This is a genomic window from Methylotuvimicrobium buryatense (assembly GCF_005931095.1).
In the GTDB taxonomy this organism is placed as follows: Bacteria; Pseudomonadota; Gammaproteobacteria; order Methylococcales; family Methylomonadaceae; genus Methylotuvimicrobium; species Methylotuvimicrobium buryatense.
The window spans coordinates 2,373,423-2,387,260 of the sequence record NZ_CP035467.1; the positions used below are offsets into that span (position 1 = coordinate 2,373,423).

Consider the following 13,838-nt stretch of genomic DNA (forward strand, 5'->3'; position numbering starts at 1 on the left):
TTGTGCATATTCCTAAGGAGGCTGAAATGAGAAGGCGGTACGCGCCTTGATGAGCGCCGGCCCGAAGGCCTTGGTCTTGGATGATTCGATTCAGCAACGGTTCGGCAAGAAGATGCCGGGCGTGTCCAGTCACTTCGATCATACGACCGGGCGGCATGTCATGGGGCAGCAGGTGTTGACCTTGGGCTTGAGCTGCGAAGCCGGATTTGTGCCGTTGGATAGCGAGCTTTACATCAGTCAAACCCGAGCGCAGCCGTTGACGCAAGCTTTTCAAGATGGGCGTAGTATCGTGGCCAAGCGCTATGCCGCAGCACAGTAACAGACTAAGCCGGAGATGGCGAAAACCATGATACACCGTGCGTTACGGACGGGCATCGAAGGGGATTATTTACTGGCCGATGCCGGGTTTGGCAGCAAAGCGATGATTCGCCTGAGCCAAGAGGCGTCGTTAGTAGCCGTGCTACGCATGAAGAAGAGCAAGCTGAAGTACCGGCTCCGCGAGTATCGCGGGGAGGCGGTGATCAACCGTGACTTGGATGTCCAGGCGCTGTATCGACACGTCGTTCGGAAACACTGGCAACCCATTGTCGGACAGCCGTACCAGGCTAAAGTCGTGGATGTTGAAATCAACCTGGCCGAACAGGACAAGCAGCCCGAACAGTGGGCGCCGGTTCGACTGTTGTTTGTGCGCGGCACCGCCCGCACCGATAAAACGCAAGCCGGTAAAAAGGATTGGGCGGTGTTCCTCTGCACCGATACCGCCTTAACGGCGACACAGATACTCGAACTTTATGCGATGCGCTGGGCGATCGAAGTGTATTTCAAGGAAGCGAAGCAGCAGCTGGGCTTTTTGAAAGAGCAAAGCACACACTATGCGGCTTACGTGGCTTCGATTCACTTAACGGCCATACGCTTTTGCCTGTTGGTGATTGCCAAACAGATGCACGGTGTTGCCAGCGTTGCCGGTATGAGGCAGCAATTGCGAGCGAACAGCACCGACATCCATTATGCCGCCAAACTGTGGTAGGTATTTCGTGCCGTGCTCAGCGGTGCGCTGGATGAATTAACAGCGGTATTGGGTGATGCGGTCACCGCACTCGTGCTGGAAACGATAGATGCACACATACACTGCTGGTTTATGCAAGTCTTGCAACTTGACCCTAAAACCCTAAGGCTTGAGGCCTTATAGATCAAGGGTTTTGGGCTATTTATGGGGGTTAAAATAAACTCCGAAACTTTAGTAATAATTCACCTGATTAGCAAGTTTCTTCAGCTAAAGCCCAAAAACCAGCATATCCCTAGCAGGACGGGGTTTGCAACCCATACGCATCAAGCTAAGCGTAGCTCCCCGCAGCTAAACCGTTATCGAGTTCCTCCGACGAGTCTGAGAAGCTGTCCAAGTATCCTACTTGTTGTGTAATCAATTGCCGAGTCGTGCGCCGCTTTCGCTTGGCTTTAAGCAGCCTTCGCAGGTTACCTAACAGCTTACGCATCAGCGTGTCGAACTGCCGCGCGACAAAGGCTTTCAAAAACCGATCCTGTCGCAACAACCATTGGATAGCTTTGTCAAAAGACAGTTCGCGACCTTCGTTTTCCGCCTGCCGTGCAGCCAGCGCGAGCAACCGTTGCACGGTCAGAATGACGATCAGACGCCCATAGAGAAGACATCGGATACGTTCCGGACGCGTGCCTTTCAAGAGGTCGATGCAGAACAACGATTTCCAGTGTTTAAACGTCAATTCGACTTGCCAACGCAAGCGGTACAGGGTACCTAACGCTTCTTTCGGCCAAACATCGGCGGGGACGTTGGTCATGAAGAAGCTATACTTGAGAAATTTCAAGTAGGACAAGCGCGCCCGGCGCCCTTTGCGTTTGGCCGTTTTAATCGCCGCTTTTTGTCGCTTCCGGTAGACCTCTTGCGGCAGCCGATAAACCACTAAGCGGATGGGCAGACGGTGTTTCTCACCGACAAACAGCGAAAACTCCATCGTTTGCTGACCACCGCCGAAACGATTGATGTACTGGATCAGATTAATCGGTGACGCGGCTTCATCGGCGCTCTTATAGAGATTGACGGTATAGCTGAGTCGGCTTAAGAAATACGCACCGATCAGCATGATTTGAGCAAAGGCGGCCAAGCTGAAATAGCCCAAATCTCGAATGATCAAATCTCCCTTACGCACTCGCGCGAGCACGTCCTAATCAATCAAATCGATTACGCCAGACAAGTCCTCCCTTACGCACTCGCGCGAGCACGTCTGTGGCAAAACCCTGATCGCTGTCGGTGCCCTGACGTATCGCGATATGTTCGGCCCGTTCGTTTTTGACGTCATAGCTGAAATCGATTTTAACACTGGCCGTGCTGGCGTTACCGCCACTCCCTTTGAACGCTTCGGTCAAGGCTTCGTTCACTTCGATTTGGCTACTGTCTTGCAGTAAAACCCGAGGAAACGGAGCTAGCCATGCGGCTTCTTGTGCCGTCAAAGGCGGACCGACCGTCTCGCGCAAAGTCTTGGTCAGCGCCGCTTCCATAAACTGTACCGCACCATCGCTGTTCATTCGCCCGCACAAGGCTTGCGGTGTCAGATCCACGCCGCTTCGTTCCTCCAGGCTATCGCACAAACCTTCATAACTAATCGTCGGCTCGCTAAGCGTATCGACCGTCAGCAGATTTAAAAAAATCGCTGCCGGTCAAGCGACTCGTGCTGCGTTGAATAAATCCGCTAGACTTGGCCAAGGTTTTACAGGTTTCTTCGTCGAACCAAGTTGCTAAATACTGGTCAATTTGATGTGTGAGCGTTTCAATCGGGGCGGCTTCCATTTCTGGTTATCCATTGAGTAATGTGGACCGCAAACTATACATCCCAAAGCGGATTTGTGAAACCGCGTAGTACGCTCTCGACCACCAAATCGAGGAAGGCGATTTTTAGCTTGATGCGTATGGGTTGCAAACCCCGTCCTGCTAGGGATATGCTGGTTTTTGGGCTTTAGCTGAAGAAACTTGCTAATCAGGAAAATCGATTGTGCGTTATTTCGATTGTGGAGTTTTTCCATCCGTCGCTGATAATCCAGAAAAGACGGGCTTTGCGTGAAGAACACCGAGAAGGCGCTCAGAACGGCATCTTCTATCCTGTATTTCCGATTGTTGCCGGGTTTACGGGAGTCCGGTAAGTCTTCGAAGGTGCGACGTATCAAGTCAATTATTTCCAAGTCAGGGCAAACGCATTAAAATAAATGCCATATCAATATGTTATGACTATTCAACCTAAGCTTGCAGAATATTTTATTTGTTAGTTTTTTATTTTGTGGCAATAAAGGCTGCCGCTATGAAATTACTGAAAATACTACGCATTATAACCATTTGATTTTATATGTAGTTTTAATGCGTTTACCCTGATTTCCAAGTCCATTTGTATCTACCAATGGCTTTATTAATGTTGCGATTGATTAGTTTTAAGTGCCCCTTATTTTATCAGGGTTTTAAATTGGGAATTGCTGATTTCATCCGAGAAATCATACTCCCCCTGCAAGTTAAACAGATTCCCCACTATTCTCTGATCGTTGCGTTTTCACCGATGACTCTACTCATCCGGGTATCAGGTCGCCTCAAATCTGCGGATTTCGAACAGCGCCTCATTTAGGTCCATTTCGTCGGCTTCCAGGAGTTTGCCGACCAGATGCTCCGTTAGCGGCTTGAGTTGGGCCAGCACGGCCTTGGTTTCGCCGTATATGCGCTCGCTCTGTGCTTCCATGATGCTGCGCGTTTCCTCGTCCACTTCGGTATGTTCACGGGAGAGTGCGCCGAAGTTCAGCCGAGTCTTGCGGTACATGCCCATTTCGCCCACGGCGTGGTGCAGCAACTGCGTCACGCGGGTGATATCGTTGTGTGCCCCATTGGTCGTGCCTTCCTCACCAAAGAATAGTTCTTCATTGGCCATGCCGCCCAGCAGCACGCGCACGTCGTGTTCGATATCGCTCTTGGTCTTGAGCAGATTGCCCCCCTGCTTGTGAAACACAAATCCCAGCGCGTTGGTACGCGAGTTGGCCTTAAGCGAAATCTTGATGGTTTTCAGATCGGCCAGGATCTGCTCCCAGTTGTCGTTGGTCAGCTTGCGTTCGTGCTCAAGGTCCACCAAAAAATGACCCCATTCGTGCACGGCGATGATGCGACGGTCGCGCTCACGTTCCGCAGTGGTGTCAGTATTTACGTTACCCACCAACACGCGTTCAGCAGCCTGCATCAGGGTATTGGCGCCGATCATTTCGCCGGTCTGCACGGCCGAAATGCCCGCCTGATTGACGATGGTCTCCAGGTCTGCCGGGCTGCTGCCTTCGGTCACATCCACCAGATGGCGCAAGTCCAGGTTGGGCAGCACTTTTTCGGCTCGCTGGCCCAGGTAGTGATTGATGACAGCCAGCCGCTCTGCTCGGTTAGGCATACGAAAATCCACCTTCATCTGAAAGCGGCGCAGCATGGCCTCGTCCATCTCCATGGTCTCGCTATTGAAGTTGCTAGCCACGATCCAAATGATCTCGGCTTCGTTTTTGCTGCGCACACCATCCAGCACGGAGAGAAATGTGTTCGCGGTGTCGTCGTCGAACTTGCGGCGGCCGCCGCGTTTCATGAACAGATCCTGTGCCTCGTCCAAGAAAATGATACAGCGCTTGCGCCGTTTGGCCATGGCCACGATACGGCTGAGCGTATTCGAGCCGCCGGACACGAAGCCCGTTTCCAGATTGGCGGCAGAGTGGAACAGGATGGGCAACTGCAACTCCTTGGCCAGGTAGCTGGCTAACTTGGTTTTTCCGGTACCAGCCGGGCCGCTGAACATCACATTAAAAGGTTTGAAGATGCCGTACTCAGCATATTCCGCGCGGCGCTCATACTGATCCTTGATCTGTGCCACCTCGGCCTTGATGTCCCCCATGCCAACCAGGTCGTCGATAGAGCCGTGCACCTGTGCCGGCTCGATGAACTTGAGCGACTTGTGCTGTCCCATGAGCTGGAAATACAAGAATCCCAGTACGCCGAGCGTAAGCGCAACCGACAGTACACCACTGACGTTGGCCTTCCAGCCGTCCTTTTCGGATTGCGGGCGGGCGCTGGCAAAACGCTGATCCAGGCGCTCAAACAATTCACTGCTGCTGGCGCTGAGTTCACCGCGCGGTATGAAGACAAGCTTGGCGCCCCAAGGCGCTATGGCCGCTTTGTCGGCGAAGATCTTGGTCTCCATGTCGCTGGGGTAGTACGCGTACTGCTTGCCCTGCGATTCGATCAGGATGATGCGCTCCGATACGTTCCACAGCAGCGGCTCGTAAACCACCGTAATACGCTCGACCGGGTTCGTTTCCAGGAAGCTCAGCAACGGGCCGTTACCAAATACCACAGGCAGCTTGTCGTTTAACGACCACACCTCCTCGCCCTCCGTACCGGCAACAGCCATGGCCTTGACCTGCTCAGCAATGGCGGCCTGCTTCTGAATGAGTACGAACGAATAGATGCCGGTGGCTGGAATTAGGAGAGCCACAACCAACATCGTCACCTTGACGGCGGTCGATTGAATCACGAACCAGTCCTGTATCCGTCTAGCGGCCTTCTTGATGGCGAACCACAGACCCGGGGATTCCGAAGCCTCGTCGCTACGTTTTAACAAATCCAACATGGAAACCCCTAGTTACGATCGTTGCGGCACGGTCCATTGCAGGAACGCAAGGCGCTCAAACGCCTTTTTGAAGCCTCTTTATGGGTAACTGGCAGAGAAGAACCTTGAAGAAACCCGACTAGCGATTGGAGTCTGATTCTGGCTAGAGGTTCAGTCTGTCGAGCCAGAAGTGTGGGACGTCCGGGTAGCGTCCGTTCCAATCCGCCCAGTCCTGCTGGTAAAAACGACCATCTTCTTAGGCCCCGCGGCATCCCACGCTTCTGCGGTAAGTTTGGTTCCGCTCAGGATTGGGTCTTGGGCGATTCGATTGAGCGGCGGAGCTTCGGCCAACAGCTCTCAGAATATATTCCTAAATCGGATGATATTCAGTTTCTTCTTTCTTACCAACAGGACTAGCGGGAGCATTTGAACAGAAACTTACGGTTTCGATTCATCGTCATCGATACGGATTCTGCTCAGGCCGTAGTTATCGATTTCCGTTATCCATTTTTCCTCGGCCTCCCCGATAGCTTTAAATCGTTCGCTCATTTCAATCTCGCTCAAATGATTGACCCCGGTTTGTCTCATCGCGTCGCGGTCCGATAACCTTCCAATTAACTGACTCCAAAAAGTGTTATCTTCGAACTCTTCAATATAATCTTCAGCCACGGATTCACCTGCGAATTCACCTGAAGTGACGTACTCCCCTCGTTCTTTATCGAAATCGACAAGAGCCTCGAAGCCCATCTCCTTGGCGTACGACATCAATTTTTGCATCAAATTTCTGTAGTCTTTGGTATCGGCGCGATCATCTGTGCTATGTGCGTGCAAGACCCAATCGGCGATATGGATCAAATCGAGCAATATCCGGTATTCTTTTTTCGTGAAGTTTATTTTCATGATGGGCGCAAAGTTTTAATCGTTAGTCTTAACAGGATTATAAACCTTCGTCGCGAATATTGCCGTATGAGACAGGCAGCGTGAAGTTATCGTTCCCAACAAGACTCTGAATCGGGAACTGGCACATTGAAATTACCGATTCTGTGGCTTTCTGTTGCAGTTTGGAGAACAACAACATCTCTGGCCGGTGAACAAGCATGTAAATCAGCATTGCCGACGACTGGATTGCTTCTCGTTGGATAAAACATTCATCTACAGCAATCGATAATCGGTTAAAATCATTCATTTTTTATTCACCCAATAATTCAAGATTATGGCAAGACTGGGCTCAGATAAGAACCCCATTATCGTTTGTGTGCAAAACAGTAAACGTGGCGAATACGTGGCAGAAACCTGTGCTTCGCAGGGTTGGCATTACATCATTGGTATCGAGCCGGATAAGCCGGAAGATATTTCAGACCTGGAGCGCGCCTTAAATCCACCGGAACCGGCCAAGTCCGACAAAGTCGGTAGGAATGATCCTTGCCCCTGCGGTAGCGGCAAAAAATACAAGAAATGCTGCGGTGCCGCTGGTATTCTGGCTTAACGCTAACGGCAGCATGAATAGAATGCCGGTTATTCATGTCTAGTTTGGGATGGACAAAACAATGATAGGCGCTATTGCAGGTGATATCGTTGGATCGATAGCGGTATGTCGCAGATTGCCCGAGATACCGGTCTTTCCCGCGAAAGCCTGTATCGATCCCTGGACGGCGAGCATATCCCCAGTTTCGATACGATCCTCAAAGTAACGAAGGCACTAGGCATTCATCTGCATGCCGATCCGGCTTGATTTTGGAAGTGAAAATCCAACGGGTCGAAAACGTACGTTAGCACCTAATATAATTCGCATATTGCCTTTCTTGAATCGGCTGATGGTCAACATCCGGCCATTATGTGAAGTTTCCTTTTATGCATAGTAATAATGAGAAATTCCCCCGGCTTTGTCCGGGGGATGTTTACTTTCAGTTTTGTAAAACCATGAATCAAGTTGGTCGCGCCCTTGAGCTTTTTCGACCGTTTCTAGTGAGCGTTGTCATGATACCATTTCGGCATCATGACAATACTGTTTGGAGTTAGGCCTTGATTTTTAAATGTATCAATCGTCATTTTTACGGTCGATTTTTGCAAATCAACTACCGTAATAGAACCATCGCTCATATTTGGTAAATTTAAAAGGTTATTTTGCACAAAGGCATATCGTTCATCAGGAGAAAAGACAACATGATGCGAGCCCTCCGCAGTTGCAATCGATTTTTCAAGTACCGGTTTGGCTGGATTTTTAATATTGAAAATATTTAAATAACCTGGGCTTGCTGTCGTAATATACATTTTGTCAAGTTTATGGTTAAAGTAAATTTCTAAAGGGACTCCTTGTTTTAAAGAGTTAAAATCAAAAACTTGTGAAAAGCTAAAGTTTTGACTCATGCTATTCCAAACGCCTGTCCACAAGGTATTGCCAAACATGGTATTGATATAAAGCCGCACTGGATTTGATTTAGGTAAAAATACCGCCTCAACAGGGGCTGAACCTGAAGGTGATGCTTTTTCCGACATTTTATGTGTAGAGAGTATTTTACCACTGCGGGCTGTAATGATCGTTACTGTTTCATCTGCATCGCTGAAATCAGTCGGGTGCACCGTGTTAGCAATGACAATTCGATTAATTTCATCGTTTATTCCAATACCGTGCGGATGGCTAATAAATTTTTTGCTTGTCGCCGTTTTGGCTGCGGCAATGACTTTAATCTGCTTATCTGTTTGTGCATCACCCATAATGACATTGCTAGAACCCATACAGGTGACATACCATCTTTTTTTATCGCCTGAAAAGACCAAGTCTTCCGCAACCTGACACTCAGGAACAGAAATGGTCTTAAGCTCATAAGGTTGTTTTGTCATATCGATTACTTGCAAGGGGTTACTGCCTAAGGAAGCGACATAGGCCTTAGTTACATCTTTATTATAAAAAATATGATGCGCCACTAAATCTGTGGGTAATGGAATATCCTTTACAATCTTTCCAAAGTTCTCAGAGTTGAAATCAAGATCAATAATCGCCAACCCTTCCCGCTTTAGCGTTTGATCGGGTTTACTTTGATAATTAACTAACGCTAGAATTTCAGCTTGTGCCAGCATTGGATAAAGGAAGGTTAAAATAATAAGTGATTTTTTTAAAAGGTACGTTATTTTCATAATATTTTTAATATAGAGTGGATGTTGAGTTATACCTTTCGCACTTCAAATTTCGGCAGTCCCTAAGGAGGCGCCGGGGTGCTCGGCAAAGGCTTTGTCAGCATGGATGCTGGCATAGAGCCTACATGGATGTATTCACGGCGTCCTTTGACGGGTCCCCGGTGCCGAATTTTGATCTACGATGAGTATAATAATTTATTATCAATGGGCTAAATATCTACCTAACAGCGTAACATTGTGAGGCGTGAGGGGAAACTTAGTCTGCATAACGTTGATAATAGTTGTCACCTATTTAAGTAAGCAGGCCACCTAAAATTGACTGATTAATCATTCTTCATCTGCCTGCCAATAATACGCATGGTGCCGATAAAAAAATGTAATGAACGGCGGACATCCGGGTCGTTTAGGGCGCTGATTAGTTGAAACAATCCGGGTGGCTTTTCTAATGCTTCTGTTTGAGCATGCGCCATACGCACGGCATTACCGGCCGTCCAACCCAAGGCTAAAATTTCTTCGCCTACTTTAGTGGTTTTTTCCAACGCCGCTTCATCAAGAAATTCGATATTGTCCGATATGATTGACAATAAATCGATGATGTTATTGAAGCGTCCGGCTTGTACTAAGGGAGTTGCTTTATCGATTAAATTCTTAATACCATCAATGGTTGCCGGGTCATTAAGAACCGTATCCGATATAAGTTTTTCTACGTTTGTATTTAACTGTATTTCTTCAGACATAAGTAATTCCTCTGTAATCAAACCATTCCACGCGCAACAGCCCAATAAATGCCGCGATTAAACGTTTTACGCATTAAGCCCCCGAGCTTGGTAGGTGGGGCGACCTGTACATCATGTTTATAGTCGTACCAGAGTGGCATGCCGGCTTCCAATCCCATTTGAGCGATTGCCTGTACTTTCCCATCATAGATAGCAGAGGTATAGCCGCGACGAATTTCCGAAGCGATATTTTCCACGACAACAGGTGATTGGTTATGGCAAGTGCCACCGGCTTTACTAACCGGCAAATCAACGGTATCTCCCATCACATAAACATTATCGGTGCCGTACATTTTCAAGGTCTCAAAGTCGGTAGGTAACCAGCCTTCATTATTTTGGGCTTGTGACTTTCCTGAATTAATGACGGCATCTACCGCGCGAATAGGCGGCGTAGCCATTAAAATATCGAATTCTTGAGATTTACCTTCTTCCGAATAAGCAATTTTTGCTTCGGGATCGACCTTGTCTAAAGTAAAACCGCGTTGATATTTAATGTTTTTACTATCGAAAATGGTAGGCAACACATCGCAGGTTGGTTTCTGCAAAAATAAACAATTACGCAATAATTGAGAGACGGTGGGGTAGCTGTAAATAATTTCTACACGGTCACGCACGCCGCGTTTACGTAAATATTCATCAAGCATTAACGTGGTTTCGATAGGGGCAATGCCGCATTGATGAGGTACGTTCGGGGTCTTGGGAAAATTGACAGTGATAAATATACGGCCCTCTTCAATGGTGCGTAATTTATGAGCGAGTTGTTGTGCCGCTTTAGTCTGATAAAAATGATCGCCTGCCTCTTTCAATCCTTCAATACGTTCCGGTGCCGGAATACAGCCGGTAGAAATAACCAGATACTCATAATCGTAGCGCTTGCCGCTTTCGCAGAGGACACGATTTTGCTCAAATTCGAAACTTTCAACGCCATCGACATGAAAAATAATTTCCGGGCGTAATAATGAACGTTGTTTACGCACCAGTTCATGGGGATGATAGGCATTAAAGGCCACATACATATTGGCGGGTTTGTAAATATGGTTGGGGGAATTTGAGAGCATCATAATCTCAATTTCACCTTTTAGAATCTCCGGATAAAATTTAGCGACTAAATTATTGGCGGTCATCGTACCGCCAATTCCGCCGCCTACGACGATAATGCGTTTTGTCGAGCTAGTCATAATGACTCCTTTACTTGATTATTCAGTTAAGGGGCAACGTGTTAGGCGCATCAATAATGAATATTTTGCGCCATGTACAAGAAACCCCGTTTTTTAGTCAGTCGACGCGTTTGAGCGCGCCCGAAGGGCATTGATTGACTACCTTGACGATTTCAGCATCAGTCGCTTTGTCCTGTTCGATCACAAATTGTCCGTCGACCACTTTGAATACTTCGGGCAGTGATTTGACACAGTTGCCGGAATGAGAGCATGTTTGTTTATCCCATTGTATTTTCATGGTGTTTAACCTCCGCTATGTTCAGCTGTGGTTGGATTAATCATGGTTTTTACTTCGGCAATCGAATTGGCCGGAAACTCGCCACGTTCCGCATGTGTTTTTATGCTTTGTTTATCGGGGGCGATGTAAATGCAATAGATTTTGTTATCTGTCACATAACTTTCCACCCACTGAATTTGCGGCCCCATGTCGTTCAGAATACAGCAGGACTTTTGTGATATTTGTTGCAGCTCTGCCGCGGTTAATTGGCCTGCATTAGGGATTTCTCGTTCAATAATATATTTAGGCATATTGTCTCCTATGCTGTTATATGACCAGTCGTCTGATGTTGGTTGTTTAAAAAAACGATATAAGCCATCATGGCGATATCGTTTAAAAGTTTGTTAGTTAAACAGTCCTTTCAAATGATTCATTCTTAAGTTTGTGGTGGAATGCTCACGGCTAATTCGGCCGCCTTCCAGGCTGCAATGCCGCCATTAATATTCCTAATATGTTTAAAGCCCATTTGTTGCATCACAGCCGCCGCCATGGCAGAGCGCCCCGAACTGGCACAAAGTAGTAGCCATTTTTTATCGCGATCCATTAATTCTTCACGACGACCTGCGTATTGGCGGTCTGCCGCCGCTTCCAGTATCCCGCGTGGAATATTTAATGCACCCTCAATAGTACCTGACATAAATTCGGCAGGTTCGCGAACATCCAGTACCTGATAGCCTTCATCCAATAGAGATTTAACATTTAAGACCTCTATTTCGTGTATTTGTGATTTTGCTTGTTTAACAAAATCCATTAAGGTTTTTTCTTCGCTCATATCAAATCCCTATAGCTAATAGTTGACCGGTCGTCTTGATGTTGGGCAAAAAAAGACCTAAACAACCGGCGGTTGTGTCGACTTGCTTTGTTCCTAATCTAAATTGGACTTGGCAACAAAATAATCATTCAGTAAGGTATCGCAAAACTCTTGCAAAGGTTGCACGGATTGTTCGATTTTCATCCGTAACAACGCACCTTGCCAGTTATTTACCAACAAGTTAGCCATAATTTCGGCGCTTCGATCAGTACGTACCGTGCCTTCTTTTTGTGCTTGCAGTAATGCTTTATATTGCAGCGCTTTGTAGCGTTCAATGGCAGATTTTAGTGCCTGATTGCACCGTTCACTGGTATCGCCAATTTCACCCATCAGGTTACCCAATAAACATCCACCTTTGTATCCATTCTTTTCCACTGCAACAATAAGCTCTGCATAGTAGTTTTTTAAAGCAGAGAGCGGGTCAACCTGTGAGTGTTGTAGGTGCCTCGTTAATAGCTGTATAAATGGCTCCATATAATGGGTAATGGCTTGAGCAGCAAATTCTTCTTTGCTATCAAAGTAGCTATAAAATGAACCCTTGGGCACCTGTACGGCATTTACGATTTCGTTAATACCGGTTGCATGATAGCCCTGGTTCATCAGCAGATAAACACCCTGATCTAATAATTTTGTGCGTTTGGAGAGTTTGCTGTTCATAGTGGATACCAATATACGACTGGTCGTATATTTTGTCAATAATTTGTTTCCGACAAGAGGAAGTTCAGTATTGATTAATGGAAAAACTCCACAATCGAAATAACGCACAATCGATTTTTGGTGTTCATCAAATTCCTTCGACCAGCCAAATCGGCAACTTGCTGGATCCCATTGCATCGGAAACACTCTATCCGGTGTTGGCCGAAGTAGGTGACAGATTGTACACACAAGGTTGCCTGAAGCCGTTCGTGAGTGTTGGCGGTACCCTACCTGCTAATTATGAATTAGTTTTTCCTCAACGCTCACTACCTGCACTCTTAATACAAGCAGCTTGAGGTGGTTTAAAGCCGGTTTCCGACAGCAGACTTTGATGGACCTACCATCATCTTCCAATGAGCTTATACACATCTGATCCCTATTTCCGTATAGCGTCAGTTTGTGTGTCTGTGGCACACTCCAAGATTTTCAGCAGATGCGGGCGTCCAGCCAACTCCAGACAACGCTTCGCTAACCAAACGTTAAGCGAAGTAAAGTCGGCACAGCGCGGTAGCGGTGTAAATATCCATTCGCGAATGTTACGCACCTGATTTTCCACCTGGCCTTTTTCCCAACCCGACTCCGGTGTGCAGGCTACTGGCTCAAACAGATAGTGATTGGCTAGTGTTAAAAGCGCCGGTTAAAGCGACGCTCCTTGCCGACAAAGACCGCATCCACCACTGTTTTCAAGTTGTCCGGGGCCATCCGTTTCGGTACACCACCAAAGAAAGCAAAGGCCTGATTATGCGCATCTAACACTATTTCCTGGGATTCTCTTGGATAGGCGATAACGAACATTTGACGACTATAGCTGAGGCGGAAATGGGCAACCTTGACGAGTTGCTCTACTCCGCCAATCACCGCCGTTTCATAACTCCAGTCGAACTGACAAGTTTCTTCGGGGGAAAGGCTAGCGGCACGAACGCCTGTTTGATAGTGGGGCTTTTAGTTCGAGTCCGTTTCCAATCTCGCACATGGCGCTGCACTGCGGTATAAGTGCCACAATAACCCTCAATCTGCAAGCACTCAAATAGCCGTTGGGCATTGCGTCTTTGTTTGCGAGGTAATCCTGTGTCTTTTTCCAGCCAGCCATTTAACTGGTTGAGATAGTCACCCAGTTTGGGCTGGGGTTGTTCTTTGCGGCTTGAATAAACGGGCGTTTCGATCGTCTTTAGATGTTTACGAATAGTCGGGCGGGAAAGTTTAAACCTTTTTGCCAGCTCGCTGATTTTTATGTTTTCAACAAAATGCAGTCGCCTGATTTCGGCAATTGTATCCATTTTTATC

General features: G+C 47.5%; 18 protein-coding genes and 2 pseudogenes. 4 read left to right on the forward strand and 16 right to left on the reverse strand.

Features of this window, described 5'->3' with window-relative positions:
- The first annotated feature begins 49 nt into the window (after positions 1 to 49).
- Positions 50 to 1,027 (forward strand): annotated as a pseudogene (locus tag EQU24_RS10675) (transposase).
- A gap of 12 nt (positions 1,028 to 1,039) precedes the next feature.
- Positions 1,040 to 1,189 (forward strand): hypothetical protein, encoded by a 150-nt coding sequence (locus EQU24_RS22375; protein WP_175421678.1) that lies wholly within the window; start codon positions 1,040 to 1,042, stop codon positions 1,187 to 1,189.
- 145 nt (positions 1,190 to 1,334) lie between these two features.
- Here the strand turns inward: EQU24_RS22375 and EQU24_RS10680 are convergent, their stop codons facing one another.
- From EQU24_RS10680 to EQU24_RS10700, 7 genes and pseudogenes are all read right to left on the reverse strand, one after another.
- Positions 1,335 to 2,183, reverse strand: coding sequence for an IS4 family transposase (locus EQU24_RS10680; protein ID WP_175421679.1), 849 nt, complete (start codon positions 2,181 to 2,183; stop codon positions 1,335 to 1,337).
- Positions 2,184 to 2,202: 19 nt separating this feature from the next.
- Positions 2,203 to 2,592, reverse strand: a complete 390-nt coding sequence (locus tag EQU24_RS10685) for a hypothetical protein (RefSeq protein WP_040575281.1) — start codon at positions 2,590 to 2,592, stop codon at positions 2,203 to 2,205.
- A 55-nt stretch (positions 2,593 to 2,647) separates the two neighbouring features.
- A complete protein-coding gene (locus EQU24_RS22380) occupies positions 2,648 to 2,821 on the reverse strand; it encodes a hypothetical protein (protein WP_017839513.1) in 174 nt (57 codons plus the stop codon).
- Positions 2,822 to 3,000: 179 nt separating this feature from the next.
- A pseudogene (locus tag EQU24_RS22970) lies at positions 3,001 to 3,210 on the reverse strand (ISNCY family transposase); the annotation flags it as partial.
- Positions 3,211 to 3,596: 386 nt separating this feature from the next.
- Positions 3,597 to 5,663 (reverse strand): AAA family ATPase, encoded by a 2,067-nt coding sequence (locus EQU24_RS10690; protein WP_017839512.1) that lies wholly within the window; start codon positions 5,661 to 5,663, stop codon positions 3,597 to 3,599.
- A 417-nt stretch (positions 5,664 to 6,080) separates the two neighbouring features.
- On the reverse strand, positions 6,081 to 6,542 hold the full coding sequence (locus EQU24_RS10695; protein ID WP_014148542.1) for a hypothetical protein: 462 nt from the start codon (positions 6,540 to 6,542) through the stop codon (positions 6,081 to 6,083).
- 37 nt (positions 6,543 to 6,579) lie between these two features.
- The gene (locus tag EQU24_RS10700) at positions 6,580 to 6,828 is read right to left on the reverse strand and encodes a hypothetical protein (RefSeq protein WP_026130026.1); all 249 of its coding nucleotides are present in this window, start codon (positions 6,826 to 6,828) and stop codon (positions 6,580 to 6,582) included.
- 27 nt (positions 6,829 to 6,855) lie between these two features.
- Here EQU24_RS10700 and EQU24_RS10705 point away from each other — a divergent pair, with 27 nt between their 5' ends.
- Entirely contained in the window at positions 6,856 to 7,128 is a 273-nt protein-coding gene (locus EQU24_RS10705; RefSeq protein ID WP_083877620.1) for a PBPRA1643 family SWIM/SEC-C metal-binding motif protein, read from the forward strand.
- A 105-nt stretch (positions 7,129 to 7,233) separates the two neighbouring features.
- Positions 7,234 to 7,374 carry an addiction module antidote protein gene (locus EQU24_RS10710; protein WP_017839508.1) on the forward strand — a complete coding sequence of 47 codons (141 nt, stop codon included), beginning with the start codon at positions 7,234 to 7,236 and terminating at the stop codon, positions 7,372 to 7,374.
- A gap of 230 nt (positions 7,375 to 7,604) precedes the next feature.
- Here the strand turns inward: EQU24_RS10710 and EQU24_RS10715 are convergent, their stop codons facing one another.
- The 9 genes from EQU24_RS10715 to EQU24_RS22980 form a co-directional block, all read right to left on the reverse strand.
- The gene (locus EQU24_RS10715; RefSeq protein WP_017839507.1) at positions 7,605 to 8,777 is read right to left on the reverse strand and encodes a YncE family protein; all 1,173 of its coding nucleotides are present in this window, start codon (positions 8,775 to 8,777) and stop codon (positions 7,605 to 7,607) included.
- Between the two features lie 323 nt (positions 8,778 to 9,100).
- Complete coding sequence (locus EQU24_RS10720) at positions 9,101 to 9,514, reverse strand: helical membrane plugin domain-containing protein (RefSeq protein ID WP_017839506.1); 414 nt, start codon at positions 9,512 to 9,514, stop codon at positions 9,101 to 9,103.
- A gap of 17 nt (positions 9,515 to 9,531) precedes the next feature.
- Positions 9,532 to 10,731 (reverse strand): NAD(P)/FAD-dependent oxidoreductase, encoded by a 1,200-nt coding sequence (locus EQU24_RS10725; RefSeq protein ID WP_017839505.1) that lies wholly within the window; start codon positions 10,729 to 10,731, stop codon positions 9,532 to 9,534.
- A 97-nt stretch (positions 10,732 to 10,828) separates the two neighbouring features.
- Positions 10,829 to 11,008 carry a (4Fe-4S)-binding protein gene (locus tag EQU24_RS10730; protein WP_017839504.1) on the reverse strand — a complete coding sequence of 60 codons (180 nt, stop codon included), beginning with the start codon at positions 11,006 to 11,008 and terminating at the stop codon, positions 10,829 to 10,831.
- A 5-nt stretch (positions 11,009 to 11,013) separates the two neighbouring features.
- Entirely contained in the window at positions 11,014 to 11,298 is a 285-nt protein-coding gene (locus EQU24_RS10735; RefSeq protein ID WP_017839503.1) for a DUF4242 domain-containing protein, read from the reverse strand.
- A 125-nt stretch (positions 11,299 to 11,423) separates the two neighbouring features.
- Positions 11,424 to 11,819: a rhodanese-like domain-containing protein gene (locus tag EQU24_RS10740; RefSeq protein WP_017839502.1), complete on the reverse strand. Its 396-nt coding sequence runs from the start codon at positions 11,817 to 11,819 to the stop codon at positions 11,424 to 11,426.
- A gap of 93 nt (positions 11,820 to 11,912) precedes the next feature.
- Positions 11,913 to 12,692 carry a TetR/AcrR family transcriptional regulator gene (locus EQU24_RS10745; protein ID WP_017839501.1) on the reverse strand — a complete coding sequence of 260 codons (780 nt, stop codon included), beginning with the start codon at positions 12,690 to 12,692 and terminating at the stop codon, positions 11,913 to 11,915.
- Positions 12,693 to 13,178: 486 nt separating this feature from the next.
- Positions 13,179 to 13,412, reverse strand: a complete 234-nt coding sequence (locus EQU24_RS22975; protein ID WP_026130025.1) for a DDE-type integrase/transposase/recombinase — start codon at positions 13,410 to 13,412, stop codon at positions 13,179 to 13,181.
- Positions 13,409 to 13,831 (reverse strand): HTH domain-containing protein, encoded by a 423-nt coding sequence (locus EQU24_RS22980; protein ID WP_026130024.1) that lies wholly within the window; start codon positions 13,829 to 13,831, stop codon positions 13,409 to 13,411. Before EQU24_RS22980 ends, EQU24_RS22975 begins: the two co-directional genes overlap by 4 nt.
- Between the last annotated feature and the right edge of the window lie 7 nt (positions 13,832 to 13,838).

Excerpts from the sequence above, each read along its gene's own strand:
- EQU24_RS10690 (WP_017839512.1), bottom strand. The coding sequence starts at position 5,663 with ATGTTGGATTTGTTAAAACGTAGCGACGAGGCTTCGGAATCCCCGGGT.
- EQU24_RS10720 (WP_017839506.1), bottom strand. The coding sequence starts at position 9,514 with ATGTCTGAAGAAATACAGTTAAATACAAACGTAGAAAAACTTATATCG.
- EQU24_RS10695 (WP_014148542.1), bottom strand. The coding sequence starts at position 6,542 with ATGAAAATAAACTTCACGAAAAAAGAATACCGGATATTGCTCGATTTG.
- EQU24_RS10725 (WP_017839505.1), bottom strand. The coding sequence starts at position 10,731 with ATGACTAGCTCGACAAAACGCATTATCGTCGTAGGCGGCGGAATTGGC.
- EQU24_RS22380 (WP_017839513.1), bottom strand. The coding sequence starts at position 2,821 with ATGGAAGCCGCCCCGATTGAAACGCTCACACATCAAATTGACCAGTAT.
- EQU24_RS10730 (WP_017839504.1), bottom strand. The coding sequence starts at position 11,008 with ATGAAAATACAATGGGATAAACAAACATGCTCTCATTCCGGCAACTGT.
- EQU24_RS10715 (WP_017839507.1), bottom strand. The coding sequence starts at position 8,777 with ATGAAAATAACGTACCTTTTAAAAAAATCACTTATTATTTTAACCTTC.
- EQU24_RS10705 (WP_083877620.1), top strand. The coding sequence starts at position 6,856 with ATGGCAAGACTGGGCTCAGATAAGAACCCCATTATCGTTTGTGTGCAA.
- EQU24_RS22980 (WP_026130024.1), bottom strand. The coding sequence starts at position 13,831 with ATGGATACAATTGCCGAAATCAGGCGACTGCATTTTGTTGAAAACATA.
- EQU24_RS10735 (WP_017839503.1), bottom strand. The coding sequence starts at position 11,298 with ATGCCTAAATATATTATTGAACGAGAAATCCCTAATGCAGGCCAATTA.
- EQU24_RS10745 (WP_017839501.1), bottom strand. The coding sequence starts at position 12,692 with ATGCAATGGGATCCAGCAAGTTGCCGATTTGGCTGGTCGAAGGAATTT.
- EQU24_RS10740 (WP_017839502.1), bottom strand. The coding sequence starts at position 11,819 with ATGAGCGAAGAAAAAACCTTAATGGATTTTGTTAAACAAGCAAAATCA.
- EQU24_RS10710 (WP_017839508.1), top strand. The coding sequence starts at position 7,234 with ATGTCGCAGATTGCCCGAGATACCGGTCTTTCCCGCGAAAGCCTGTAT.
- EQU24_RS10700 (WP_026130026.1), bottom strand. The coding sequence starts at position 6,828 with ATGAATGATTTTAACCGATTATCGATTGCTGTAGATGAATGTTTTATC.